At 65.2% G+C, this 23,487-nt stretch carries 23 protein-coding genes; 15 read left to right on the top strand and 8 right to left on the bottom strand.

Annotation, left to right across the window (positions count from 1 at the left end):
• Window positions 1–104: 104 nt before the first annotated feature.
• Complete coding sequence (locus IEV99_RS05975) at window positions 105–605, top strand: pyridoxamine 5'-phosphate oxidase family protein (RefSeq protein WP_188516768.1); 501 nt, start codon at window positions 105–107, stop codon at window positions 603–605.
• A gap of 13 nt (window positions 606–618) precedes the next feature.
• Window positions 619–894 carry a helix-turn-helix domain-containing protein gene (locus IEV99_RS05970; protein ID WP_188516767.1) on the top strand — a complete coding sequence of 92 codons (276 nt, stop codon included), beginning with the start codon at window positions 619–621 and terminating at the stop codon, window positions 892–894.
• Window positions 895–971: 77 nt separating this feature from the next.
• Here IEV99_RS05970 and IEV99_RS05965 read toward each other — a convergent pair whose 3' ends face one another.
• The 5 genes from IEV99_RS05965 to IEV99_RS05945 all read right to left on the bottom strand — a co-directional run bounded on the left by IEV99_RS05965 (window position 972) and on the right by IEV99_RS05945 (window position 6,951).
• Window positions 972–1,178, bottom strand: coding sequence for a hypothetical protein (locus IEV99_RS05965; protein WP_188517747.1), 207 nt, complete (start codon window positions 1,176–1,178; stop codon window positions 972–974).
• Window positions 1,179–1,285: 107 nt separating this feature from the next.
• Window positions 1,286–1,753, bottom strand: a complete 468-nt coding sequence (locus tag IEV99_RS05960) for a hypothetical protein (protein WP_188516766.1) — start codon at window positions 1,751–1,753, stop codon at window positions 1,286–1,288.
• A 317-nt stretch (window positions 1,754–2,070) separates the two neighbouring features.
• On the bottom strand, window positions 2,071–3,618 hold the full coding sequence (locus tag IEV99_RS05955; RefSeq protein WP_188516765.1) for a SpoVR family protein: 1,548 nt from the start codon (window positions 3,616–3,618) through the stop codon (window positions 2,071–2,073).
• A complete protein-coding gene (locus tag IEV99_RS05950) occupies window positions 3,618–4,931 on the bottom strand; it encodes a YeaH/YhbH family protein (protein ID WP_188516764.1) in 1,314 nt (437 codons plus the stop codon). The genes IEV99_RS05955 and IEV99_RS05950 overlap by 1 nt, the downstream gene beginning before the upstream one ends.
• Before the next feature lie 73 nt (window positions 4,932–5,004).
• Window positions 5,005–6,951 (bottom strand): PrkA family serine protein kinase, encoded by a 1,947-nt coding sequence (locus tag IEV99_RS05945; protein WP_188516763.1) that lies wholly within the window; start codon window positions 6,949–6,951, stop codon window positions 5,005–5,007.
• 470 nt (window positions 6,952–7,421) lie between these two features.
• Between IEV99_RS05945 and sugE the strand changes: the two genes are divergently transcribed.
• Window positions 7,422–7,736, top strand: coding sequence for a quaternary ammonium compound efflux SMR transporter SugE (gene sugE / locus IEV99_RS05940; protein WP_188516762.1), 315 nt, complete (start codon window positions 7,422–7,424; stop codon window positions 7,734–7,736).
• 258 nt (window positions 7,737–7,994) lie between these two features.
• Here the strand turns inward: sugE and IEV99_RS05935 are convergent, their stop codons facing one another.
• A complete protein-coding gene (locus tag IEV99_RS05935; protein ID WP_188516761.1) occupies window positions 7,995–8,927 on the bottom strand; it encodes a lipid kinase in 933 nt (310 codons plus the stop codon).
• A 131-nt stretch (window positions 8,928–9,058) separates the two neighbouring features.
• On the opposite strand from IEV99_RS05935, the gene IEV99_RS05930 reads away from it, so the two are divergent.
• The 6 genes from IEV99_RS05930 (at window position 9,059) to IEV99_RS05905 (ending at window position 14,407) form a co-directional block, all read left to right on the top strand.
• Complete coding sequence (locus tag IEV99_RS05930; protein WP_244643591.1) at window positions 9,059–9,526, top strand: NUDIX hydrolase; 468 nt, start codon at window positions 9,059–9,061, stop codon at window positions 9,524–9,526.
• Window positions 9,527–9,791: 265 nt separating this feature from the next.
• Entirely contained in the window at window positions 9,792–10,982 is a 1,191-nt protein-coding gene (locus IEV99_RS05925; RefSeq protein ID WP_371875780.1) for an ABC transporter substrate-binding protein, read from the top strand.
• A 79-nt stretch (window positions 10,983–11,061) separates the two neighbouring features.
• On the top strand, window positions 11,062–11,820 hold the full coding sequence (locus tag IEV99_RS05920; RefSeq protein ID WP_188516760.1) for an ABC transporter ATP-binding protein: 759 nt from the start codon (window positions 11,062–11,064) through the stop codon (window positions 11,818–11,820).
• Window positions 11,820–12,542, top strand: a complete 723-nt coding sequence (locus tag IEV99_RS05915) for an ABC transporter ATP-binding protein (RefSeq protein WP_188516759.1) — start codon at window positions 11,820–11,822, stop codon at window positions 12,540–12,542. The genes IEV99_RS05920 and IEV99_RS05915 overlap by 1 nt, the downstream gene beginning before the upstream one ends.
• A 4-nt stretch (window positions 12,543–12,546) precedes the next feature.
• Complete coding sequence (locus IEV99_RS05910) at window positions 12,547–13,434, top strand: branched-chain amino acid ABC transporter permease (protein WP_188516758.1); 888 nt, start codon at window positions 12,547–12,549, stop codon at window positions 13,432–13,434.
• A gap of 1 nt (window position 13,435) precedes the next feature.
• Window positions 13,436–14,407, top strand: coding sequence for a branched-chain amino acid ABC transporter permease (locus tag IEV99_RS05905; protein WP_188516757.1), 972 nt, complete (start codon window positions 13,436–13,438; stop codon window positions 14,405–14,407).
• 69 nt (window positions 14,408–14,476) lie between these two features.
• Here IEV99_RS05905 and IEV99_RS05900 read toward each other — a convergent pair whose 3' ends face one another.
• Both IEV99_RS05900 and IEV99_RS05895 read right to left on the bottom strand, forming a co-directional pair.
• A complete protein-coding gene (locus tag IEV99_RS05900; protein ID WP_188516756.1) occupies window positions 14,477–17,140 on the bottom strand; it encodes a methyl-accepting chemotaxis protein in 2,664 nt (887 codons plus the stop codon).
• A 95-nt stretch (window positions 17,141–17,235) separates the two neighbouring features.
• The gene (locus IEV99_RS05895) at window positions 17,236–17,733 is read right to left on the bottom strand and encodes a chemotaxis protein CheW (RefSeq protein ID WP_188516755.1); all 498 of its coding nucleotides are present in this window, start codon (window positions 17,731–17,733) and stop codon (window positions 17,236–17,238) included.
• Window positions 17,734–18,042: 309 nt separating this feature from the next.
• Between IEV99_RS05895 and IEV99_RS05890 the strand changes: the two genes are divergently transcribed.
• From IEV99_RS05890 to cheB, 6 genes are all read left to right on the top strand, one after another.
• Window positions 18,043–18,321, top strand: coding sequence for an STAS domain-containing protein (locus IEV99_RS05890; RefSeq protein WP_188516754.1), 279 nt, complete (start codon window positions 18,043–18,045; stop codon window positions 18,319–18,321).
• A 3-nt stretch (window positions 18,322–18,324) separates the two neighbouring features.
• Window positions 18,325–18,684, top strand: coding sequence for a response regulator (locus IEV99_RS05885; protein ID WP_188516753.1), 360 nt, complete (start codon window positions 18,325–18,327; stop codon window positions 18,682–18,684).
• An 8-nt stretch (window positions 18,685–18,692) separates the two neighbouring features.
• Complete coding sequence (locus IEV99_RS05880) at window positions 18,693–20,855, top strand: chemotaxis protein CheA (RefSeq protein ID WP_188516752.1); 2,163 nt, start codon at window positions 18,693–18,695, stop codon at window positions 20,853–20,855.
• A gap of 65 nt (window positions 20,856–20,920) precedes the next feature.
• A complete protein-coding gene (locus IEV99_RS05875; RefSeq protein ID WP_188516751.1) occupies window positions 20,921–21,763 on the top strand; it encodes a CheR family methyltransferase in 843 nt (280 codons plus the stop codon).
• Window positions 21,763–22,374 carry a chemoreceptor glutamine deamidase CheD gene (locus IEV99_RS05870; RefSeq protein WP_188516750.1) on the top strand — a complete coding sequence of 204 codons (612 nt, stop codon included), beginning with the start codon at window positions 21,763–21,765 and terminating at the stop codon, window positions 22,372–22,374. Before IEV99_RS05875 ends, IEV99_RS05870 begins: the two co-directional genes overlap by 1 nt.
• Window positions 22,374–23,486 carry a chemotaxis-specific protein-glutamate methyltransferase CheB gene (gene cheB, locus IEV99_RS05865; protein WP_188516749.1) on the top strand — a complete coding sequence of 371 codons (1,113 nt, stop codon included), beginning with the start codon at window positions 22,374–22,376 and terminating at the stop codon, window positions 23,484–23,486. Before IEV99_RS05870 ends, cheB begins: the two co-directional genes overlap by 1 nt.
• Window position 23,487: the final 1 nt, after the last annotated feature.

Below are 23,487 nucleotides of genomic sequence, written 5' to 3'. Positions count from 1 at the left end.
ATGGCGATCGGAATCCATCGCCTGGGAGCAGGACGGAATAGCGGAACCGTACCGGGGCGCATGGGTTGTCAGGCCACACGCATCAACCGAAACGGGAGCTCCCAATGGTGGAGAAGAGAGACGATCAGGCGGCTCGGGACAAGGTTCTGTCCCTGATCAAGGACGCCCATATCGCGATGATGGCGACGCGTGGCGAGGACGGCCATCTGCATTCTCGGCCCATGGGCACGAAGACGGTCGAGTTCGACGGCAATCTCTGGTTCTTCACGGATATCGACTCGCCCAAGGTGATCGAGATCCGCCGTGACCCGCAGGTTCTGGTCACCTACTCGGACGAGAGCAAACAGAACTACGTCTCGATCTCGGGCGTGGCCGAGGTGATCCAGGATACGGCAAAAACTAAGGAACTCTGGAGCGAGGCCATGCGGACCTGGTTCCCCAAGGGCGCCGAGGACCCCAAGATCGGGCTCATCAAGGTGAAGGTCGAGGGGGCCGAATACTGGGACAGCCCTTCCAGCACCATGCTGTACGCCTATGGCTACCTGAAAGCGGTGACGACGGGAGAAAGACCGAATGGCGGTGAAAACGCCACGGTCCGTTTCTGAGAGGGTCCGCGCCATGTTCACGGGAAATCAGGTCTGGGCGGCACGCGTGCTGGCGGGCCTTTCCCGTGAGGACGCGGCCGAGCGCGCCGGCATTAGCCTGGATGCGCTAGCGGACATCGAAGCTCGCGGCGGGGCGCCGATCAGCCCGGACGAGGCCGTGACGATGCGGCTGATCTCGGCGCTCGGCGCAGCCGGGGTCGAGTTCCACGACGGGCCAGGCGTGCGCCTGCGCGGCGCGGCGGACGAAGGCCTGAGGCCCGAGGACCTGAACGCCGAGAACGACGGGTAATTGCCAAACACTCACAAAGAAGGGGCCGCCCGCGAGGGCGGCCCCTTCTTGTTGACGCAGGTGCGGCGACGCGACGATCAATCCTCGACCGCGTCATCTTCCTCGGTTTCGGCGAGCATGTCGTCGAGCGCGTCGGCGAGGATGTCGATCTGGTCGCGCGTCGCCGTGAGGTCGAGCACCGCGCCCTCCTCGGTTTCGATGCGCATGTGGAATACGCCGTCGCTCGGCGTCACCGTGAACTTGCCGAGCGACTGCGGCTTGTCGGTTTGGGTCTGGGCGGCCATGGGATCTCCTGTCGCTGGAGGCCCCTCAACGCCCGAGCGCGCCAGTGGATCCGGGCAGTGACGACGCAGCGTCCGGACCATCCTGGCGGACGGCCCGGAGCCGGGCCTCAGCCAAAAAACAGCATCAGAACGGGCGTGACCAAAAATGCGCCGGCCACCACCCACGCGGCGCTCTGGAGCCGCGTGTCCGGGTTGGCGAGGTTGCGTACGCCGCGCGCCACCTTGCCGGCCGACATCGTCCAGCCATTCATGCAGGAGCAGAGGAGACGATGGGCGTCATCGTCGGTCATTTCGAAGTAGTCGATCGCGTCGCCCAACCGGTCGCTCGCCAGCCCGTCCGCCCGCAGGATCTTGTCCTCGAAAGCGACCGTCAGCGGCGAGTCGGGCGAACGCATCTGCACGCGCTCGGCGGCGGTCTTGGTCTCGATTTCGCCCAGCGAGCGCAACCTGCGCGCCGGATCCTGTTCCAGCAGCGTCGCCCAGCGCTCAAGCCGCTCGCGGCGGGTCAAGACCGGCCGGGCGGCGACCCGCACATCGGCGACATCGCGCAGTTTGTCGAATTCGCGGTATTCCATGACCTTCTCCCACACGGCAGAAGATCGACAAGCCGGAACGTGACCGGCTTTGGCCGATCCTCGTTAGGAACCCCCGTCCCACCGACCCCTAAAGCTTCCGCCTGAGTTGCGGCAAGATTGCGATCATGTTCCAGAATGGGACGACTGAAATTCAGGCACGCGTCTTCGAAAGCTTATCGAAATTTGCTGGCACGCGGCGGGGTGGGGGCGGAAGTTCATTAGCGCCGGCGCGCACAACGCGAGGCGCTGATCTCTCCAGTCACGCTGTTCCGCGCCTGGAGTTTCGAAACAGCGGTTCAAGGCGGGAGCACTGCGGCTCACCGTCCTATCGGCTGCGCGCTCGCCCGGTGTTCCTTCAGAACCATGCCGGTCGGGGCGTCAATCTCCTTCATCAGCACGTCATAACCCCACAAGTCGGCAAGGTGCTGCAGCACGCGGCTGGCGTCTTCGCTCTCGAGCAGCATCTTGTTCACGACGTTGTGGTGCAGAATGAGTCGCCGATCGCCCGCGAGGTCCACGTCCACGACCTGGATGTCGGGGTCGATCCACGCCACGTCGTATTGGCGCGCCAGAGCGCGGCGCATGCGCCGGTAGCCGCGCTCGTCGTGGATGGCGTCAACTCGCAGGTCCGGACGGTCCGGGTCGTCGACGACGTGGAACATTCGCCATTCGCGCATCAGCTTGGGGCTGAGGAACTGCAGCAGGAAGCTTTCGTCGCGGTAGTTCGCCCACACGTCGCGCAAAACACCCATGGGGTCGCCCTTGCCGGCGATCTCCGGGAACCACTGCCGGTCCTCCTCGGTGGGCTCGGTGCAGATGCGCTCGATGTCGGTCATCATCGCGAAGCCGATCGCGTAGGGGTTCAGCCCGCCATACCGCGGATCGTCGTATTTCGGCTGGAACGTCACGTTGGTGTGCGACTTCAGGAATTCGAAGTAGCTGCCGTCGTCCAGCATCCCCTGCTCGTGCAGGCGGTTCATGATCTTGTAGTGCACGAAGGTGGCGCAGCCTTCGTTCATCACCTTGGTCTGGCGCTGCGGATAGAAATACTGCGCGACGTTGCGGACGATGCGCAGGATCTCGCGTTGCCACGGCGCCAGCTTCGGCGCGGTCTTTTCCAGGAAGTAGAGCACGTTCTCCTGCGGCAGCTGCAGCAGGGCGCGGCGGCGCTCCTCGTCGAGGTTGCCGGTGCGGATTTTCTCGGTCCTGGGCACTGTGCGCCACAGGTCGTTGAACATCTGCTCGTCATGCGCCCGCCGCTCGTTCGCGCGCCGCTCCTCCGAGCGCAGGTCCGGCTTCGAGCGCCGCGGATAGCGATGCACCGCCTGGCTGTTCAGCGCATGGGCGGCGTCCAGCAGCCGCTCGACCGCGAGATGGCCGTAGCGCTCCTCGCAGTCGGAAATGTAGGTCTTGGCGAAGTCGAGGTAATCGAGGATGCCGTCCGCATCCGTCCACTGCTTGAACAAGTAGTTGTTCTTGAAGAAGTGGTTATGTCCGAACGCCGCATGCGCAATCACGAGCGTCTGCATCGTGGCGGAGTTCTCCTCCATGATGTAGCTGATGCACGGGTTGGAGTTGATCACGATCTCATAGGCGAGATCGCCATAGCCGCGGCGGTACACCGCCTCGTGGTGGGCGAAGTGCTTGCCGAAGCTCCAGTGCTTGTAGAACAGCGGCATGCCGGAGGACGAATAGGCGTCCAGCATCTGCTCGGCCGTGATCGTCTCGATCTGGTTCGGGTAGACGTCGAGCCCGAGCTCCCCCACGCCGATGCGCTCGCAGGCGTCGTAGATGCGCCGGATGGTGTCGAAGTCCCAGTCGTTGCTGTGGAACAGAAGCGGCTTGGGGATGAGATGCATGGTCATCAGGACGCCCCCACACGCTCCGCCTCGGCCCCTTGGCCGCGGCGGCGGAACAGCTCACGAAACACCGGGAAGATGTCCCGGCGGTGGCGGACCTGGCGCATCGCGAAGCGTGGGCCCGCGTCGTCCATGGCCTCGTACGCGCGCCACAGGTCGCTCGCCCGCGAGGTGAGGCCGAGCGACAGCGGCTCGTCCTCGGGCTTCACCTCCAGATACGCGAAGTACTGCATCATGGGCAGGATCTGGTTCTGCAGCAGCGACACCGTTCGCTCGTTGTCGTTGGGCGCGTTGTCGCCGTCGGAGGCCTGGGCGGCGTAGATGTTCCAGTCCTCGGGGCGATAGCGCTCCTGCAGCACCTTCAGCATCTCCACCAGCGCGGTGGACACCACTGTTCCGCCGGTCTCGGTGGAGTGGAAGAACGTGTCCTCGTCCACCTCCTCGGCCGTGTGCGTGTGGCGAATGAACACCAGCTCGACGTGCCGGTAGCGGCGCTTCAGGAAAATGTAGAGCAGCGCATAGAAGCGCTTCGCCAAGTCCTTCATGTGCTCCGTCATGGAGCCCGAAACGTCCATCAGGCAGATCATCACCGCCTGGGCCACCGGCTTGGGATAGGGCGCGAATTGGCGATAGCGCAGATCGATTGGATCAACGAAGGGGATGAGCTTGCGCCGGCGCTCCAGCCCTTCCAGCTTCACACGCAGCGCGGCGACGCGGTCCGGCTCGTCTCCTCGGCCTTCGAGGAGGGCGATCTCCTCCTCGAGCTCCTTCATTTCCGATGATTTCGGCCGGTTGAGCGCGATGCGCCGCGACAGGCTGTTGCGCATCGTGCGGGTGAGCGAAAGGTTCGCGGGCGATCCTGAAGTGGAGTAGCCGGCCCGTCGCCAGGCCGGATTCTCCAGGTCCTCCACGCGCGTCTTCGCGAGGTCGGGCAGTTCGAGGTCTTCCAGGAACAGGTCCAGGAACTCGTCCTGCGACAGCACGAATCGAAAATCGTCCTCGCCTCCGCCTTCCTCCGCGCCCTCGGAGCCCCCGCCTCCGCCCTGCGGCCGCGGGATCGTGTCGCCTTCGGTGAATTGCTTGTTGCCCGGCAGCACGTGCTCGCGCATGCCGCCCGCGCTCGAGCGGCGCAGGGACGGCTCGCGCACGCCGTCGGACGGGATCGAAACTTCCCCGCCCTCGCCCATGTCCTTGATGGAGCGGTCGCGGGACTGGTCCCGCACCGCCCTGCGCACGAGGGACTGCGCCCTGCGCAGGAAGCGCTGGCGATTGCCGAGGCTCTTGCCTCCCGGGTTCAGGCGTCTGTCGACGATGTGCATCTTCGCTCCGCTCCGGCCGGGTGGCTCGAGCGGTCGATCTGATGCGATCAGACCGACCGCTGCTTGGACGAGGCTACCCTGCCTGCTTGACCCGCATGTACCACTCGACCAGTCGTCGCACCTGGCGCTCGGTGTATCCGCGCTCGGTCATGCGGGCGACGAAGTCGGCGTGTTTCTTCTCGCTGTCGGAGTCCTTCTTGGACCCGAAGCTGATCACCGGCAGAAGCTCCTCGACCTGGCTGAACATCCGCTTCTCGATGACGTCGCGGATCTTCTCGTAGCTGGTCCAGGAGGGATTCTTGCCGCCATGGCTCGCCCGCGAGCGCAGCGCGAACTTGACGACTTCGTTGCGGAAGTCCTTGGGGTTGGCGATGCCCGCCGGTTTCTCGATCTTGGTCAACTCCTGGTTGAGCAGCTCCCGGTTGAGCAACTGCCCGGTATCGGAATCCTTGAAGTCCTGGTCTTCGATCCAGGCGTCGGCATAGTCGACATAGCGATCGAAGAGGTTCTGGCCGTAGTCGTGGTAGGACTCCAGGTACGCCTTCTGGATCTCGTGGCCGATGAACTCCGCATAGCGCGGCGCGAGTTCGGCCTTGAGGAATTCGAGATAGCGCTTCTCCACCGCTTCCGGCAGCTGCTCGCGCCGAACCGTCTGTTCCAGCACGTACATCAGGTGCACGGGATCGGCCGCGATTTCGGTGGTGTCGTGGTTGAAGGCCGCCGCAAGCACCTTGAAGGCGAAGCGCGTGGAGATGCCCTCCATGCCCTCGTCGACGCCGGCCGCATCCTTGTATTCCTGCAGCGAGCGGGCGCGCGGATCGACCTCGCGCAGGCTCTCGCCGTCATACACGCGCATCTTCGAGAACACGTTGGAGTTGGCGTGCTCGCGCAGCCGCGACAGCACCGCGAAGCGGGCCAGCATCTCCAGCGTGGCCGGAGCGCAGGGCGCGCCGGCGAGCTCCGATCCGCGGATCAGCTTCTCGTAGATCTTCTGCTCTTCGGTTGCCCGCAGGCAGTACGGCACCTTGATGACGTAGATGCGGTCGATGAAGGCTTCGTTGTTTTTGTTGGTCTTGAAGCTTTGCCACTCCGCCTCGTTGGAGTGAGCCATGACGATGCCCTGGAACGGGATCGCGCCGATATTCTCGGTGCCGACGTAGTTGCCCTCCTGCGTGGCCGTCAGCAGGGGATGCAGCATCTTGATCGGCGCCTTGAACATCTCGACGAACTCGAGCATGCCCTGGTTGGCCCGGTTGAGGCCGCCCGAGTAGCTGTAGGCGTCGGGATCGTTCTGCGACAGGTGCTCCAGCTTGCGGATGTCGACCTTGCCGACCAGGGACGAGATGTCCTGGTTGTTCTCGTCTCCCGGCTCCGTTTTTGAGATGCCGATCTGGCGCAGCCGAGAGGGGTTCACCTTCACGACCTTGAACTTCGAGATGTCGCCGCCGAACTCGTCCAGCCGCTTCAGGCACCAAGGGCTCATGAGCCCGGTAAGCCGCCGCCGCGGAATCCCGTAGCGCTCCTCCAGCGTCTTGCCCATCTGTTCGGGATCAAACAGCCCGAGCGGGCTTTCGAAGATGGGGCTCAGGTCGTTTCCGGCCTTCAACACGTAGATGGGATGGTTCTCCATCAACGCCTTGAGACGCTCAGCCAGCGACGACTTGCCGCCGCCGACCGGCCCGAGCAGGTAGAGGATCTGCTTGCGCTCCTCCAACCCCTGCGCGGCGTGCCTGAAATAGGCGACAATGCGCTCGATCGTCTCTTCCATGCCGAAGAATTCGGCAAAGGCCGGATAGGCCCGGATCGTCCGGTTCATGAAGATCCGGCCGAGCCGCGCATCCCGCGACGTGTCGAGCATCTCGGGTTCGCCGATCGCGGCGAGGATCCGCTCCGCCGCGCTGGCGTACATCATCGGGTCGTCGCGGCATCCTTCCAGGTAGTCCTGCAAGGACATCTCGGTTTCGCGACGGGATTCATACGATCTCGCGTATGTCGTGAAGAGGTCAATGTTCGATGACATTTGCACCCGCGGGTTCAAGCGCCTCAACGCAGCGATAACCTTTGGAGCGGACAAGGGTTGCGTCGGCGACACCGGCACTGCTCGCCCATCCTGGCTCCCATAAGAAGCTGGGAACTGATTGCGGCTGCCACGTGGCGCGCGGGCGGCGGCGGCGTACCGCGACCGACTTTCCGAAGGGTAGTATGCGTGTCCGCATCGAATCACCCCCGACTGGACCGATGCTACCATGGTCCAGCGCGAGCGTTGCATGATCTGGGCCAGTGTTCACCGCAACCGAAGGTGCGTGCCGTCGGCGCCACAGCCCCCGGTTGGGGGAGGAGAAACGCGCCCCCGGGCGGTCGAAAGTGGGCCTGCCCGCGACCAGGCGCCGCGCCGGGCCTGAGTGCGAAAAATCCTGTCGGCTTGCCTGCCGTCCGCTTCTGCTCGCATAAGCATCGCACCCAATCCGTAGCGGCCCGATGGAGGCGAGAGTGTCCTGGTTGTATCTGCTCCTTGCCGGCCTTTTTGAAATCGGCTGGGCCATCGGGCTGAAATACACCCAGGGGTTCACGCGCCTGTGGCCATCCATCGCCACATTGGCGAGCATGGGCATAAGCCTGGGCCTGCTCGGCATCGCATTAAAGGAGCTGCCGATCGGGACCGCCTATGCGGTCTGGACCGGGATCGGCGCGGTCGGCACCGCCATCCTCGGCGTGGTCCTGTTCGCCGAGCCCGCCACCGCGGCGCGCTTCGTTTGCATCGGCCTGATCGTGGCCGGGATCCTTGGACTGAAATTCGCCGCCTAAGCCCGGCGCGCTCTAACGAGAGGGGCCGGAGGGTTTCCTCTCCGGCCCCCAGACGTCATGCTCCGGAGATCAGCTGACGCCGCCCAGGCTCCGGCCCTCCAAAGCGCCAAACTGCAGGTAGTGCTGCATCGGATCGACGCCCGCCGCCTTCACGTCCGGATTGGCTGCCGGCCATCCGGAAGCGCGCCTACAGAATCATTCGCCCTGGTGAGCCCGAGAACCAGGGCTTCCGAGACGAGAGTGGCGGAGAATCGGGCGTTATGGCGCGAAGACCCGCAGGGCTTTGGGGACGACCTGAAACTTTGCCGGCGTATGCGCGCAAATCTCGCCGTCGCAGTTCACGGGGCGTGGCTTGCGCGTATGGATTTCGAACTCCGTGCACCGGACGGTGCGAACCTCCTCCCAGGCGCCGTGGGAGCCGGCCCTGAAGGCGCGCAGCATGAGGGCGAACTTCCAAACGCTACTAAGCTCGAGGCTGTAGAGATCGAGGTGGTGGTCGTCGATCGTCGCATGCTCGGCGACCGCCATTCCGCCGCCGTAGTAGCGGCCGTTGCCAACCGCAATCTGGTAGGTCTTCACGCGCATCGGCTCGCCCTTGCTCATGATCGTCGCCGTGAACGGGCGCGCATGCGTCAGCACCTTCATGGCCGCGAGGGCATATCCGAGACGGCCGAAGCGCCGCTTGATGTCCGACGTGAGCGTGTGGGCGAGATCGGTCGAAATGCCCAGGCTCGCAACGTTGAAGAACGGCTTGCCGTTGACGAGCCCGATGTCGATCGTCCGCTCCTTTCCCGCCGTGATGATGTCGATCGCGGCGCCGAGGTCCTCCGGAATGCCGAGGGTGCGCGCGAGATCGTTGCCGGTGCCGAGCGGCACGATCCCGAAAGGCAGGCGCGTTTCGAGAAGCCCGGGCCCGGCCGCGTTGACGCTGCCGTCGCCGCCGCACACCACGACGCAATCCACCTCGGGAGCGCGGCGGACGATGTCGGACGAGACCTCCTCTGGACTGGTGAACGTCTCAACCTGAAGAGCGAGGCCGCCTGCCTCGAGCCTGCGCGAAACCTCGTCGACCGCTTCCGCGCCGCGCCGGCTGTTCGGGTTGATGAGCACCAGCGCACGCCTGGCGGCGCCCGGCTCCGCTCCGGCCGGCTCGCCGGCCACTGCGTGCGACTCCTCAATATAGTTTTGCATGGGGCGCATGGTTTCCGGGGAATCGGCCAATATGCAGGCTGAAACGCGGCGAGAGCGGAGGCGTTGCATGGCCGGCTTACTCGATTTCATGCAGGCTGGCTCCGCCGCCAAGGAGGAGGAGACGGATCGCCGTGCGAACTGACGACGCAGCCCTGACGCAGTTCGCCGCCCTGCCCTTTCGGGAGCGCAAAGGCCGGCTCGAGGTGCTGCTTGCGACCTCCCGCGACACGGGACGCTGGGTGCTTCCCAAAGGCTGGCCCATGAAGGGCAAGAAGCCGCACGAGGCCGCCGCACAGGAAGCCCTTGAGGAGGCCGGCCTGAAGGGCAAGGCAGGCAAGAAGCCGCTTGGCTCCTATGTGTACTGGAAGCGCATGAAGGAGCACTTCGTGCTGGTGCGTGTGCAGGTTTTTCCGCTGCGGGTGACCAAACAGCTCAAGGTGTTCCGCGAGGCGGCGGTGCGTCGGCTCGCCTGGATGACGCCGCACGAAGCGGCGCTTCTGGTCGACGAGGCCGGGCTGAGCAACCTGATGCTCGCATTCGTGGACGCGCAGGGTGAGAGTGGGTTGGGCCACTCCCGAGAGATCGCGGCGCCATCCTAGCGCGCGACCCGGCCATTCTACGACTTTCGTCTAGTTTGCCGACGCGGCAGGCAGAAACGCCTAAAAACGCACGGGGTTTTCACCTCACGCCTGTTGCCAGCGCCAATCCCCGCACTATCCTCCGCTCAGCCGCTCCGCTTGTGGCGGGTAGCAGACCAACAAAAAGATCGCGGCTCCGCCGCAACGACAGCGCCATCCCCCGGCGCTTTCAGGAGGACGTCAATTGATACGCACCGCATCCTCGGCGGCCGCCGCCGTCAAGACTCTGGCACTCTCGGCTGCGTTCGGCGCGCTCGCGCTGGCCAGCGCAGTGTCCGCCCAAGCGGCTGACGGCGTGAAGATCGGCATTCTGAACGACCAGTCCGGCGTTTACGCCGACTACGGCGGCAAGTGGTCCGTCGAGGCGGCCCGCATGGCGATCGAGGATTTCGGCGGCTCCGTGCTCGGCCAGAAGGTCGAACTCATGTCGGCCGACCATCAGAACAAGCCGGACATTGGCTCCAACATCGCCCGCCAGTGGTACGACGTCGACAATGTCGACATGATCACCGAACTGACCACTTCTTCGGTGGCGCTGGCCGTGCATGAGCTGTCCAAGACGAAGAAGAAGATCGACATCGTGGTCGGCGCGGCCACGTCGCGGCTCACCGGCGACGCCTGCCAGCCCTACGGCTTCCACTGGGCGTTCGACACCCGCGCGCTGGCGGTCGGCACCGGCGGCGCCCTCACCCGAGCGGGCGGCGACAGCTGGTTCTTCCTCACCGCCGACTACGCCTTCGGCTACCAGCTCGAGGATGACACCTCCAAGCTCGTGAAGCAGGAGGGCGGCAAGGTCCTGGGCGCGGTGAAGCACCCGCTCAACAACACCGACTTCTCGTCCTTCCTGCTTCAGGCGCAGGCCTCGCAGGCCAAGGTGGTCGGCCTCGCCAATGCGGGCCTCGACACCACGAATTCGGTGAAGCAGGCGGCCGAGTTCGGCCTCATGGCGGGCGGCCAGAAGCTCGCCGGCCTCCTGATGACGCTCGCCGAGGTCCATGGCCTCGGTCTCAAGTCATCGAGCGGCTTGGTGCTGACCGAGGGCTTCTACTGGGATCTCGACGATCGTTCGCGCGAGTTCAGCGACCGCTTCTTCAAGCGCACGCAGCGGATGCCGAACATGATCCAGGCCGGCACCTATTCGGCCGTGCTCTCCTACCTGAAGGCCGTCAAGGCGGCCGACTCGAAAGATCCGGACAAGGTGGCGGCGAAGCTCAAGGAGCTGCCCGTGGACGACGCTTTTGGCCGCAACGGCAAGGTGTTGGCCAATGGCCGCATGATCCACGACATGTATCTCTTCGAGGTCAAGAAGCCGGAAGAGAGCAAGAAGCCGTGGGACTACTACAAGCTGCTCTCGACCATCCCGGGCGACAAGGCGTTCTTCACGGCCGCCGAGAGCGGTTGCCCGGCCACCAAGTAACCGGATCCGCGCGCCTGCCCTCTCCCGCTCGCGGGAGAGGGCGTTCCACGAGTTCTCCCAGCACGCGGGGCCTGCCTGAATGACGGCGCCAGACACCATCCTCCAGGCCCAGGGGCTCACGAAGGAGTTCCTCGGCTTTCTCGCCGTGAAGGACGTGAACCTTTCGGTGAAGCGCGGATCTATTCACGCGCTGATCGGCCCGAACGGCGCGGGCAAGACCACCGTTTTCAACCTGCTGACCAAGTTCCTGACACCGTCGAGCGGGACGATCCGCTTCGACGGCGTCGACGTCACGCGGGAGCAGCCCGCGGCCGTGGCGCGGCGTGGGCTGGTGCGGTCGTTCCAGATCTCGGCCACGTTCCCGCATCTCACCGTGTTGGAGAACATACGCGTGGCGCTGCAGCGGCGCGCCGGACTGGCGACACAGTTCTGGCGCTCGGACAAGGTGCTGCGACAGCTCGACGCCCGGGCGCGCGAGCTGATCGCCGACTTCAAGCTCGACATCTACACCGATACGCCCGCCGTCGACCTGAGCTACGGCCGCAAGCGTGCGCTGGAAATCGCCACCACGCTGGCGCTGGATCCGACCATGCTGCTGCTCGACGAGCCCATGGCCGGCATGGGTCACGAGGACATCGACCGTGTAGTCGAGCTCATCCGCAAGGCCGCGGTGGGCCGCACGATCTTAATGGTGGAGCACAATCTCTCGGTGGTCTCCAACCTCTGCGACACGATCACGGTGTTGCAGCGCGGCGAGATCATCGCCGAGGGCGACTACGCGACCGTTTCGGAGAACCCGCGCGTGCGCGAGGCCTATATGGGGATGGAGGAGGCCTGATGCAGGCGCAGAATACCGCTTCGGAGCCGCTGCTCGAAGTTCGCGACCTCGAGGCCTGGTACGGCGAAAGTCATGTTCTGCACGGCGTATCGCTCGACGTGCGCGAAGGCGAGACCATTACGATCCTGGGCCGCAACGGCGCGGGCAAGACCACCACGTTGCGCTCCATCATCGGCATCGTGCGCAAGCGCAAGGGCGTGATCACGCTGCGGGGACAGGACCTGCTGGCGCTGCCGCAGCACAAGGTCGCGCGGGCCGGTCTCGGCTACGTGCCCGAGGAGCGTGGCATCTTCGCCAGCCTTTCGGTGGACGAAAACCTGTCGCTGCCGCCCAAGATCGCCGATGGCGGCATGTCGATCGCCGACATCTACCGCATATTCCCAAACCTGGAGGAGCGTCGCAACAGCCCCGGCACCAAGCTCTCGGGCGGTGAGCAGCAGATGCTCGCCATCGCGCGCATCCTGCGCACGGGCGCGCGCGTGCTGCTGCTCGACGAACCGACCGAGGGTCTCGCGCCCGTGATTGTGCAACGCATCGGCGAGTTGATCCGCACGCTGAAAACGCAGGGCTACACCATCGTGCTCGTGGAGCAGAACTTCCGTTTTGCCGCAAAGCTGGCCGACCGGTTCTTCGTGATGGAGGACGGCAGGGTGGTGGACACGTTCGCGACCACGGAACTCAGCGCCCGCATGGGTTCGCTGCACGAATATCTGGGAGTGTGAGGCGATGACGACCATCTTCGGCGTCCCGACCGCCGCGCTCTACGGGCAGCTGCTGATCGGGCTCATCAACGGGTCCTTCTACGCCCTGCTTTCGCTTGGCCTCGCAGTCATCTTCGGCATGCTGCACGTCATCAACTTCGCCCATGGCGCCCTCTACATGCTCGGGGCCTTCGCGGCCTGGCTGGCGCTGACGAAGTTCGGCGTCAACTACTGGGCTGCGCTGGCGTTGGCGCCGCTCGCGGTGGCGATCCTCGGCGTCATCATCGAGCGAACGACGCTCCGACGGCTGGCGGGGCTCGACCCGCTCTACGGCCTGCTGCTGACCTTCGGCCTGTCGCTCGTGATTGAGGGCATGTTCCGCCACTGGTACGGCTCCTCCGGCCAGCCTTATGCGCCGCCGCCGCAGTTGCAGGGCGGCGTCAATCTCGGCTTCATGTTCCTGCCGATCTATCGCGGCTGGGTTGTGGTGGCCTCCGTGGTCGTGTGCTTCGCGACGTGGTTCGTGATCGAGCGAACCCGGCTCGGCGCCTATCTGCGCGCCGCGACCGAGAACCCGGCGCTGGTCCAGGCGTTCGGCATCAACGTTCCGTTGCTGGTGACCGCCACCTATGCGGGCGGCGTCGCGCTTGCGGGCTTCGCGGGCGTGCTGGCCGCGCCGATCTACCAGGTGAGCCCACTGATGGGGTCGAACCTCATCATCGTGGTGTTCGCCGTGGTGGTGGTCGGCGGCATGGGGTCGATCATGGGGGCGATCGTCACCGGCTACATGCTAGGCGTGCTCGAAGGGCTCACGAAGGTCTATTATCCGCAGGCGTCCGCGATCGTGATCTTCGTCGTGATGGCGATCGTGCTGCTTGTGCGCCCTGCGGGCCTGTTCGGTCGGGGAGAATGAGATGACTGCGACGACCGCATCCACCGGCCCGGCCGGCGTCTCCACGAGCGGCGAGACCTGGGGCCGCGTGGCCGCCGCCGGCCTCGTGATCGCGCTGGTGATCGCACCCTTCGGCGTCTACCCCGTGTTTCTGATGAAGCTGATGTGCTTCGCGCTGTTCGCGGCGGCCTTCAACCTGCTGATCGGCTATGTGGGGCTGCTGTCTTTCGGCCACGCGGCGTTTTTCGGGACGGGCGCCTACATCTCGGCCCATGCCGCCAAGGTCTGGCACCTGGATCCGCTGCTCTGCGTGGTGCTCGGCGGCATTGGTGGCGGCGCCCTGGGCGTGCTGATCGGCTACCTGGCGATCAAGCGCAAGGGCATTTACTTCTCGATGATCACCCTGGCGCTGTCGCAGATGGTGTTCTTCATTGCGCTGCAGTCGCCTTTCACGGGCGGCGAAGACGGTATCCAGGGCGTTCCGCGCGGCACGCTGTTCGGCCTCATAGACCTGAACCGGCCGCTCGCGATGTATAGCTTCGTGCTGGTGATCTTCCTGTTCGGCATGTTCGCTCTTTGGCGCATCGTCAACTCGCCGTTCGGCCAGATCCTCAAGGCCATTCGCGAGCATGAGCCACGCGCGATCTCCCTGGGCTACGACGTGCAGCGCTACAAGCTGATCGCCTTCGTGATCTCGGCGGGGCTCGCCGGCGTCGCGGGCGGGGTGAAGTCGCTGGTGTTCCAGCTTGCGTCGCTTACCGACATCACCTGGCAGATGTCCGGCGAAGTCGTGCTGATCACCCTGCTTGGCGGCATCGGCACGATGCTCGGGCCGGTGATCGGGGCCCTGATCGTCGTCACGCTGGAGAATTATCTCGCGGCGCTGGACTTCCCGGTCACGGTGCTGATCGGAGGCATCTTCGTCGCCTGCGTGCTGCTGTTCCGACGCGGCGTCGTCGGCGAGGTCGAGCACGCGATGCGCAAACGCGGCTGACGGCCAGAGCTCACCGAAAAAAGCCCCGCGACGCGAGCCGCGGGGCTTTTTCGTTTCGGCTTTGAAAGATCAGAACTCTTCCCAACCGCCGGCCGCCTTGTCCGTGCTCGCCTTGGCGGAAGCGGGTCGGGCCAGGGAGGCCGCCTTGGCGGGGGCAAGCTTGGCGGCCGACGCCGCGCCTCCGCCGAAGGCCTCGGCGGCCAGGCGGCGCAGACGCTCCGGCTCGCCCACTTTGGGGCTCGCGGCGGCGGGCTTTGCAGCCCAGCTTGCTGCGGGCTTCCTTGGAGCGGCCGGCGCAGGCTTCGCAGGCGGACGGCTTGGGGCCGCCAAAGCCGCGTAGGAGGCGCCGCCGCCAGCGCTCACGCGCTGGGCTCCACGCACATCCTGGCGGATCCGGAAAGACGCCACGAGATCGTTCAGCTTCTCGATCTGGCCATTGAGGCTCACGGCGGAAGCCGCGCTCTCCTCGGCCAATGCGGCGTTCTGCTGGGTCATTTCGTCCAGGTGAGCGACGGCCTGGCTCATTTCATCAATTCCGCTCGCCTGCTCGCTGGTGGCAGCCGAGATCTCGCTGACGGTGCCGGCGACCTTCTGGGACGCGCCGACGATCTGGCCGAGCACGTCGCCGGCCGATCGCACGAGCTTCACCCCTTCGGAGATCTCCTGCGTCGACGAGCCGATGAGCCCGGTGATGTCCTTGGCGGCCTCGCTGGAGCGCTGGGCCAGCGTGCGCACCTCGGACGCCACGACGGCGAACCCCTTGCCGGCCTCCCCGGCCCGCGCGGCCTCCACGGCCGCGTTCAGGGCGAGCAGGTTCGTCTGGAATGCGATGTCGTCGATCACCGAGGTAATGTCCGTGATCTTCTGGGAGGCTTGCTCGATCCGCGTCATGGCCTCGACCGCCTGCGTGACGATCGCGCCGCCCGTTTGGGCCACCTGCATGGCGTTTTCGGCCATCTCGACGGCCTGGCGGGACGACTGGGCGGCCGCCTTGACGGACGCGGCGAGTTGTTCGGCCGTGGCCGCCGTTTGCTCGAGCGAGGCCGCCTGATCCTCCGTGCGGCGGGACAGATCGTTGGCGCCGCTGTTGATCTCGCCCGCCGCGCTGGTGACGTCGATGGAGGTGGTCTGAATGGTGCCCACCGTCTCAGCCAGCCGTTCAACCGTATCGTTGATGCTGCGCTGCAGATCTCCGAAGTCGCCTTCGTAGCGTCCCGCGACCGACCGGGTGAGATCGCCGTCCGCTACCGCCGCCATCACGCTGGCAAACTCGCGAACCGCCGTCTCCACCGTCTCTGACACGCCATTCAGGCCACCCGCGATCTCGCGGACAAAACCCGACTTGTTTTCGGTCGACATGCGCTTGGAGAAATCGCCCTGCGCGGCGGCCGCCACCACAGCGGCGACTTCCGTTTCCGCCGCGAGTTCAGCGGTCATGTCGCGCCATTCCAGCGTATGGCCGATGCGCTCCCCGCTCAGGGACATGATATATGACATGTCGACCAGGATCACATGCCCGGCGATGTCGTAGCGCACCTTCCGGCGTTGGCCATCGTCGGAGATCATCTCGCGCTTGAGATTGGCGTTGCGGCGGTACGCGTCGATGTGTTGTCCGACGAGCCGGTCGACCGAGAAGTCGGGCTGCGCCTGCCGGAACACGGACTCCATGCTGTAGAGCAACTGCTGCAGGCTCTGGCTGATGTAGACGATGTGCTCGGCCGGATCCGTGATCATCATCATGGTGGGGGAGCCGTTCATCGCCGCCAGCGTGAGCTGCTGGCTTTCGCCGAGACCCTGCAGGTGCTTGAGCGCGCGGGCGATCTCGCCGACTTCGTTCTTGGCGGCCGTGTGCCCCAAAGGCACGCTGTAGTTTCCTGCCTGGAAAGCGCGGATCACTCCCACGATGTCGCCGATCGGCCGCTGGATCGAGCGAACCACAATGACGGCGGCCGCGACCGCAAGCAGCACGCACAACCCCGCAAGGCTGAGCTTCCAGGACGCATCCGCGATTGCGTTGGCGATACGCTTGGCGATCAGCTGATCGGCGGACTGAACGGAGACCGACCATGTCGCCTCCACGGCGCGCATGGTCTGGCGGACTTCCTCGACGAGGCTGTCCCGTGCGGACGCCGGGACCGGCTTTCCGGCTTCCAGCGCCAGGAGGACTTGCTGGCCGAGGGCGGCGGTCGCGGCGATGCGCGTCCCAAGGCGCTCGATCACAGGGGCCACGGTTTTCTGAACGGAGCCGTCGCTGTTGCCCTTCACGGCGGCCTGAAGGTTATCCTGGATCGCGCCGTTCTGAACGGTGAGCGTCCGCATCGCGTATTTGAAGTCGCCCGCCTCGCTAACGCCCCCCTGTCCGGCCTTCAGATGGTCGGCGATACCGAGCAACTCGGAGGCCGCATCCAGAAGGAGGGGAAGGCGCGTCACCGCGAAGTCCGTGACGTAGTAGCTGTCCAGGTCAGGATCGAGCGACAGGTTGTAAGCATCGGCCGATCTTTGAATCGCGCCCCGCGCATTCACCCTGGCCTCGACGCCACTCGCGCTGCTCGCACCCTTTCCGGCTTCAACGAGGAGAGACGCCCAGAGCGGCTCAATCGCCTTCAAACCCGCCCGCTCGGTCTCGGCGAACTTGATGTCCTTTTGGACCTGATTGCCAAACAGGTAAGTCATGGCAGCGAACGGGATTGCCAGAATGACCATGATCAACACGATCTTCTTCCCGATCGTCATGTCCCTGACCCAATTTGCCCAGCTCATATTCGTCACGATCATCCCCCGACTTCAGTTCGTCTTTGCTTGCGGTCGCTTTGCCGCGACCGTCAGTGTTAGTGCTGTGTGGGAACAAGTTCGGCGGTTTGCACACCGCCGCCGACGAGCATTCCAAGGTCAGGCAGGGCGATGACCTTGTCGCCGCGCACCGCGATCCCGTGAAGCGCCTCCTCGACCCCGAGCATCTCCGGCGGCGGGCGCAAGTCCGAGCGCGGGATGTCGACGATGTCCGAAACGGCGTCCACAAGCAGGCCCACAGGTTGCCGGCCGAGATCAAGCACCAGGATCACGCTCGAGCGCGAGATCGGGCTTGGCCCCAACCCGAGGCGCTGGCGGAAGTCGAACACCGTGATCACGGTGCCGCGGAGATTGAGGACCCCGAGCACATAGGACGCCGTGTTGGGGAGAGGCGTCGTGGCTTGCCACCCTTTGATCTCACGAACCAGGCCAACGTCCACGCCGAACTGGCGTCCTTCCACCAGGAAGGTGACAATCCTGATTGCCTGCGAGTCCGTGCTTTCGAAAGCCGCTGCGGCAGCCGTCATCATGCTCATGGAGTGATCCCCTCAGCCCGGGACGTGTCCCAAAAGCTGCAATGCTCGGTGTTGCAATTTTTCAGTCAGCCACCAAACAATGAAGAAGGCGTAAAAAGATGACTTTTATCAACTCAGGAGGTTGAGGCGGGGCAGCGGCGAGTCTGGTGGATGTCTTCCGGCCGAGGCCACACCACGGCCGTTCCGACCATGGCTGGCTTTGCAATTACTGGTTGCGTTATTGATAGTATTACAGCTCAGGGCTGTTCGGCTAAAGCTTTGTTAAGTTTCAAACCCTAGTTTGCGTCAAGATCATTTCAGGAGGGCGAATTGGTCGATCTCGCACTCAGCACGCGCAGCACCCGAGACGAGGTCGTCGACCTCTGCAACAAGATGAAGGACGCCTTCGCGGACGGAAAAGAGGTTCGCCTCGACGGATCTGCCGCCGAAGATCTTTCTCCCACTCTGGCCCAGGTCATCGTATCCGCGGGGCGGACGGCGCGTGAGAGCGGACAGGGCTTTACCCTCATTTCACCTAGTACCGCCATGATCGACGGCTTCCAGGGCTACGGCCTGTTCGCCGAGCTCATGACGATTCCGATGGAGTAGACGGTGCGCATCCTTGCAATCGACGATACGCGAACGCTCCGTGAGCTCCTGTGCAGGACGCTTCGGGCTGCTTCCTATGACGTGGTGGAAGCGGAAAACGGCGAGGAAGGGCTCGCCCGCTTCGCCGACCACCGCCCGGATATCGTCATCACCGATTTGAACATGCCGGTTCTGGACGGCATCGAGTTTACGCGGGCTGTTCGTTCGCGCGCCGATGGGACTGGGGTCCCGATCATCATCCTCACCACCGAGAGCGGGGCCGAGATCAAGGCCGAAGGCCGCAAGGCCGGCGCAACGGCCTGGATGGTGAAGCCGTTCGATCCCCAGCGACTGCTCGACATGCTGACTCGTTTCAAGAAGTAGCGCGCGCCATGGATGCTCTTGCCGAAATCCGCAATATCTACTTCGACGAATGCGATGAGTTCATCGGGTTGCTCGAAGGTCACCTCGCCGCGATCGGCGACGGGCGCGCGACGCCGGACGACATCCACGGCGCATTCCGCGCCGTTCATTCCATCAAGGGCGGCGCTGGCGCGTTCGCGCTCACGGAACTCGTCGAGTTCGCGCATATGTTCGAGGCGTGCCTCGATGCTCTGCGGTCCGGCAAGGTGGCGGTCGAAGACGCCCCGGTTGACATGCTCCTGCAGGCAGGCGACGTGCTCAACGAGCTCATTGGCGCGGCCCGCGACGGCCGCTCGGTGCCGGTTTCGCCCGCCATCGTGAAGGCCCTGCAGGCGATGGCGGGCGGCAAAACCGCAGCCCCCAAAGCCGGCGACGAAATCTTCCTGGACGACGACGAGCCCGCTCCGGCGAAAGCCGGACCGGCCGCGAAGCCCGCGGCCAGTGCGGCCGCGCCTGCTCCTGCGGCCGAGAGCGCGGCCGCCAGGATCAAGGTGTTCATCACGCCCGAGAAGGAGTTCTTCAGGCGTGCGATCGATCCCCGAATGATCTTCGAGGCGCTGAAGCACCTTGGCGAGATCGAGGTGACCTGCGACGCCTCCAAGGTGCCGGTCATCTCGTCACTCGACCCGAACGACTGCTGGATGCGGTGGGTCGTCGAGATCGAAACCGAGCAAAGCCGCGAACACGTAGTCGAGGCGCTCGAATCCTTCCTGGCGGACGAGGAATATTCGTTCACCGACACCGAAGCTGAGGATGACGCGGCGGCCGGGCTCGACTTCCACGAGGCGCCAAAGGCGTCGGGCGAGATCCGGTCCACGGATGCTCATGCTCCGGACGCCGAGGCCGCGCCGCAGGGCGCGCCTTCGTCGGCGAATGCTTCGGCCGCCACGGGCGCTGTCGCTCCTCCGGTGGTTCAGCGCCGGGCTTCGGGCGGGACGATTCGCGTCGACCTCGATCGTATCGACCGGCTAATGAACCTGGTCGGCGAAATCGTCATTACGCAGTCCATGCTCTCGGAGCGCGCGGGCGTGCTCGCCAAGCGGGAGGCCGCGTCCTTTGTCGACGCCCTGTTCAGCCTCGCCCGGCAAACGCGCGAGCTGCAGGACAACGTCATGGCCGTGCGGGCGCAGCCCGTAAAGGTCGTCTTCCAGCGGTTGCCGCGCCTCGTTCGCGAATTGGAGCGCACGCTGGGCAAAAAGGCCCATCTCGTGCTGGCCGGCGAAGACACCGAGGTCGACAAGACCATCGTCGAGGAACTCGCGGATCCGCTGATCCACATGCTTCGCAACTCGATGGACCACGGCCTCGAGCCGCCTGAGGAGCGCATCGCCGCCGGCAAGGCGCCGGACGGCACGATCCGGGTTTCTGCCGAACATCGCGGCTCGCGCATCCTGATCTGCGTCACCGACGACGGTCGCGGCATCAACCGTGAGAAGCTCATCGCCAAGGCCAAGTCGCGAGGGCTCTTGCCGCCGGACTCCGAGCCAACGCCGGAAGAAGCCGACAACCTCATCTTCCATCCCGGCCTTTCCACGGCGCAACAGGTCACGGACGTGTCCGGACGCGGCGTCGGTATGGACGTGGTGCGGCGGAACGTTGAGGCGCTGGGTGGCCGCATCACCGTTGAGTCGACGCCCGGCCGCGGCTGCAAGTTCACGCTTGGCCTGCCGCTGACGCTGGCGGTGCTGGACGGCATGATCGTGCGGGCCGGAACCGAGCGCTTCGTGTTCCCCCTGTCGTCAATCGTCGAGACGATGCAGCTCGATCCGGGCAGCGTCGAGCCGCTTCCGGGTGGACGCGACATTCTCCAGCTCCGGGGCGAGATCGCGCCGCTGCTGAAGCTGCGCCAGTTGCTCGGCATCCGGGCGATCGGTGACGAGCCGATCGTCGTGATCGTCGAGACCGAGACCGTGCCGCGGCTCGCCATCGCGGTAGACGAGATCGTGGGCCAGCAGCAGGTCGTGGTGAAGAACCTCGAATCGTCGTTCCGCAGGGTCGAGGGCGTGTCAGCCGCGACCATCCTGGGCGACGGCTTGGTTGCGCTTATTCTGGATGTGGACGCGCTGCCGGCGCTGTCGCAGTCCGGACGCAAGCTGCCGACCATGTCGGAAACTCTGGGCGTGGCCGTCTGAGGCCACCCTCCCCTTTCGCCGCGGCGACACCGCGCTTTTCTGACCCTTTCGCAAGAGGCGCCGACGTGCACGGTCTTGCCGCAGACGATTCCGACTACGCCCTGTCGGACAAGGATTTCGAGTTGATTGCCGGCATCGCGCGGGATCAGGCCGGGATCGTCATTCGGGCTCACAAGTCGGCCATGATCCGTGGGCGGCTGATGCGCCGGCTGCGCGCCCTGCAGTTGCGCTCGGTGGCCGAGTATTGCGACCTGCTGCGCAGCGGCGACGGGCACAAGGAGTTGCCGAGCCTCCTCAACGTCCTCACCACGAACCACACGGCGTTTTTCCGCGAGCGGCATCACCTCGACCACCTGCGGAGCGACGCCCTGCCGGAGACTTATTCGCGCGCGCTGAAACACAACTCACGCGTGCGTATCTGGTCTTCAGCTTCTTCAACGGGTGAAGAGCCCTACTCCATCGCCGCCATGGTGCATGCGTCCCAGCCGCCCAAGGCGCTGGACATGCGCATCCTCGCGACCGACATCGACACCGACGTGCTGGATCGGGCCGAGCGCGGCGAGTACGCCCGCGAAGTCGTCGAGCGGGCGCCCGCCGATCTGAAGCCGCTGCTGTTGTGCGAGCCAGCCGGCCAGGACAGCGTCCGCATCGGAGCCGCGCTGAAGCGCTACCTGACGTTCAAGCAGCTGAATCTTGTGATCGAGTGGCCGATGAAGGGGCCCTTCGACGTGATCTTCTGCCGAAACGTCATGATCTACTTCGACGCGCCCACCAAAAAGAGCATCGTCGACCGCGCCGCCGATCTCCTGCGGCCGGGGGGCTGGCTCTATCTCGGTCACTCGGAATCCCTTTCCCCTCCGCATCCGGCTTTCGAGCTGATCGGACGAACCATCTATCGGAGGCGCTGATGGCTCTCCCCGCGAAGGCGCCCCCCGCCGCCCGGCGCTCGTTCCAGGATTCCACCGGCGCGACAATCGTCTCGGTTGCGCCCGGCGACCACTATGTCACGGACGACAAGAACCAGATCATCGTCACGCTTCTCGGGTCGTGCGTGGCGGCCTGCGCGCGCGACACCATCACGGGCGTCGGCGGCGTGAACCACTTCCTTCTGCCGTCGAGCGACAGCCATGACGTGCATGGCGGCGACGAAGGCATGCGGTTCGGCGATTACGCAATGGAGCAGCTGCTTAACACCATTTATCGCCGCGGCGGCCAGCGTGGTCGCCTTGAGGTCAAGATCTTCGGCGGCGCTCGCGTGCTGGGCGGAAGCAGCATGCTCAAGATCGGCGAGCAGAACATCGCTTTCGTGGAGAAATTCCTGAAAACCGAAGGCATTCCGATCGTGGCCCGGTCCGTGGGCGGCACCGCACCACGCCGTATCCGCTATCAGCCGGCCACAGGCCGCGCCTGGGTTCAGGAGCTCGACAAGACGAGCGCCGTGACGGTGACGCAGCAGGAAGAAAATTACCGCCGCAGCTTCGTGCGTCAGCAGCCTGCGGGCGACGTGGAGTTCTTCTGATGATCCGGCCGGCCCGCCCCTATCGCGTGTTCGTGGTGGACGATTCGCGCACCATCCGCCGCTTGATCAGCGCCATCGTGGACGAAACAGAGGGCCTGGTGCTCGCCGGTTCGGCTGAAAGCGCCGAGGAAGCTTGGGACGTGTTGCGCCAACCCGGCTTCGAGGTCGACGTCGTTTCGCTCGACATCGAGCTGCCGGGTATCAACGGCATCGAATTTCTCAAGCAGTTGATGGCCAAGCGGCCCATCCCGGTGCTGGTTGTTTCGGGCCACACGGATTCCGCCGCGGACCTGACGCTCACGGCGCTGGAAAACGGAGCCATCGACTGCATCCAGAAGCCGGATGGACGCCCGACCGAGATCGACCGGTTCCTGCGCGACACCGGCGCGGGCTTGCTGCGGGCGGCGCAGAGCTCGCTGCGCGCGCGCGCGCCAGCGGCCGCGCCTCCGGCCAACCCGATTTTGCCGCCGCGCCCCAATGCGGCGGCGTCCGCCGCGAGCGCGGCGGGCTTCAATGGCGACAACCTCATTTGCATCGGGGCTTCCACAGGCGGCGTGCCGGCCGTGTGCAAGGTCGTGGAGGGCCTTCGCGGCGTCAATTGCCCCATCGTGGTCGTGCAGCACATGCCGGCCAGCTTCACCCCTCGGCTGGCGACCCGCCTTGCCCAGACCACAGGCCTGCCGGCGTTCGAGGCGACAGACGGCGGCAAGCTTACGCCCCGCACCATCTGGGTCGCGCCCGGCGGGCGTCACCTGCACATCGTTCGAAAACCCGGCGGCTACTTCGCCAAGTTGACGGACGAAAATCCCGTCTCGGGCCACAAGCCCTCGATCGACGTCATGTTCCACTCGGCCGCGCAGGAGGCGGGCGGGCTTGCGTCGGGCATTCTGCTCACCGGAATGGGCCGCGACGGAGCGGATGGCCTCCTGGCCATGCGCAACGCCGGCGCGCATACCATCGCGCAGGACGAAGCGACCTGCGTGGTCTACGGTATGCCCAAATCGGCCGTTGCGATGGGCGCAGTGGACCAGGTATTGCCGCTCGATCGCATTGCAGACCACATCTTGTCCGGCGCGCCCCGCGTCCGGACGTCGCGACATGCGGGAGCCTGAA

This window comes from Alsobacter metallidurans (assembly GCF_014636935.1).
Taxonomy (GTDB): domain Bacteria; phylum Pseudomonadota; class Alphaproteobacteria; order Rhizobiales; family Beijerinckiaceae; genus Alsobacter; species Alsobacter metallidurans.
The sequence above is the reverse complement of the archived record's forward strand: the minus strand, read 5'-3'. Positions and strand labels throughout refer to the sequence as shown.

Excerpts from the sequence above, each read along its gene's own strand:
- IEV99_RS05920 (WP_188516760.1), top strand. The coding sequence starts at position 11,062 with ATGACGGCGCCAGACACCATCCTCCAGGCCCAGGGGCTCACGAAGGAG.
- IEV99_RS05910 (WP_188516758.1), top strand. The coding sequence starts at position 12,547 with ATGACGACCATCTTCGGCGTCCCGACCGCCGCGCTCTACGGGCAGCTG.
- IEV99_RS05915 (WP_188516759.1), top strand. The coding sequence starts at position 11,820 with ATGCAGGCGCAGAATACCGCTTCGGAGCCGCTGCTCGAAGTTCGCGAC.
- IEV99_RS05950 (WP_188516764.1), bottom strand. The coding sequence starts at position 4,931 with ATGCACATCGTCGACAGACGCCTGAACCCGGGAGGCAAGAGCCTCGGC.
- cheB (WP_188516749.1), top strand. The coding sequence starts at position 22,374 with ATGATCCGGCCGGCCCGCCCCTATCGCGTGTTCGTGGTGGACGATTCG.
- IEV99_RS05870 (WP_188516750.1), top strand. The coding sequence starts at position 21,763 with ATGGCTCTCCCCGCGAAGGCGCCCCCCGCCGCCCGGCGCTCGTTCCAG.
- IEV99_RS05935 (WP_188516761.1), bottom strand. The coding sequence starts at position 8,927 with ATGCAAAACTATATTGAGGAGTCGCACGCAGTGGCCGGCGAGCCGGCC.
- IEV99_RS05975 (WP_188516768.1), top strand. The coding sequence starts at position 105 with ATGGTGGAGAAGAGAGACGATCAGGCGGCTCGGGACAAGGTTCTGTCC.
- IEV99_RS05895 (WP_188516755.1), bottom strand. The coding sequence starts at position 17,733 with ATGAGCATGATGACGGCTGCCGCAGCGGCTTTCGAAAGCACGGACTCG.
- IEV99_RS05905 (WP_188516757.1), top strand. The coding sequence starts at position 13,436 with ATGACTGCGACGACCGCATCCACCGGCCCGGCCGGCGTCTCCACGAGC.
- IEV99_RS05880 (WP_188516752.1), top strand. The coding sequence starts at position 18,693 with ATGGATGCTCTTGCCGAAATCCGCAATATCTACTTCGACGAATGCGAT.
- IEV99_RS05960 (WP_188516766.1), bottom strand. The coding sequence starts at position 1,753 with ATGGAATACCGCGAATTCGACAAACTGCGCGATGTCGCCGATGTGCGG.
- IEV99_RS05900 (WP_188516756.1), bottom strand. The coding sequence starts at position 17,140 with ATGACGATCGGGAAGAAGATCGTGTTGATCATGGTCATTCTGGCAATC.
- IEV99_RS05970 (WP_188516767.1), top strand. The coding sequence starts at position 619 with ATGTTCACGGGAAATCAGGTCTGGGCGGCACGCGTGCTGGCGGGCCTT.
- IEV99_RS05955 (WP_188516765.1), bottom strand. The coding sequence starts at position 3,618 with ATGACCATGCATCTCATCCCCAAGCCGCTTCTGTTCCACAGCAACGAC.
- IEV99_RS05945 (WP_188516763.1), bottom strand. The coding sequence starts at position 6,951 with ATGTCATCGAACATTGACCTCTTCACGACATACGCGAGATCGTATGAA.
- IEV99_RS05965 (WP_188517747.1), bottom strand. The coding sequence starts at position 1,178 with ATGGCCGCCCAGACCCAAACCGACAAGCCGCAGTCGCTCGGCAAGTTC.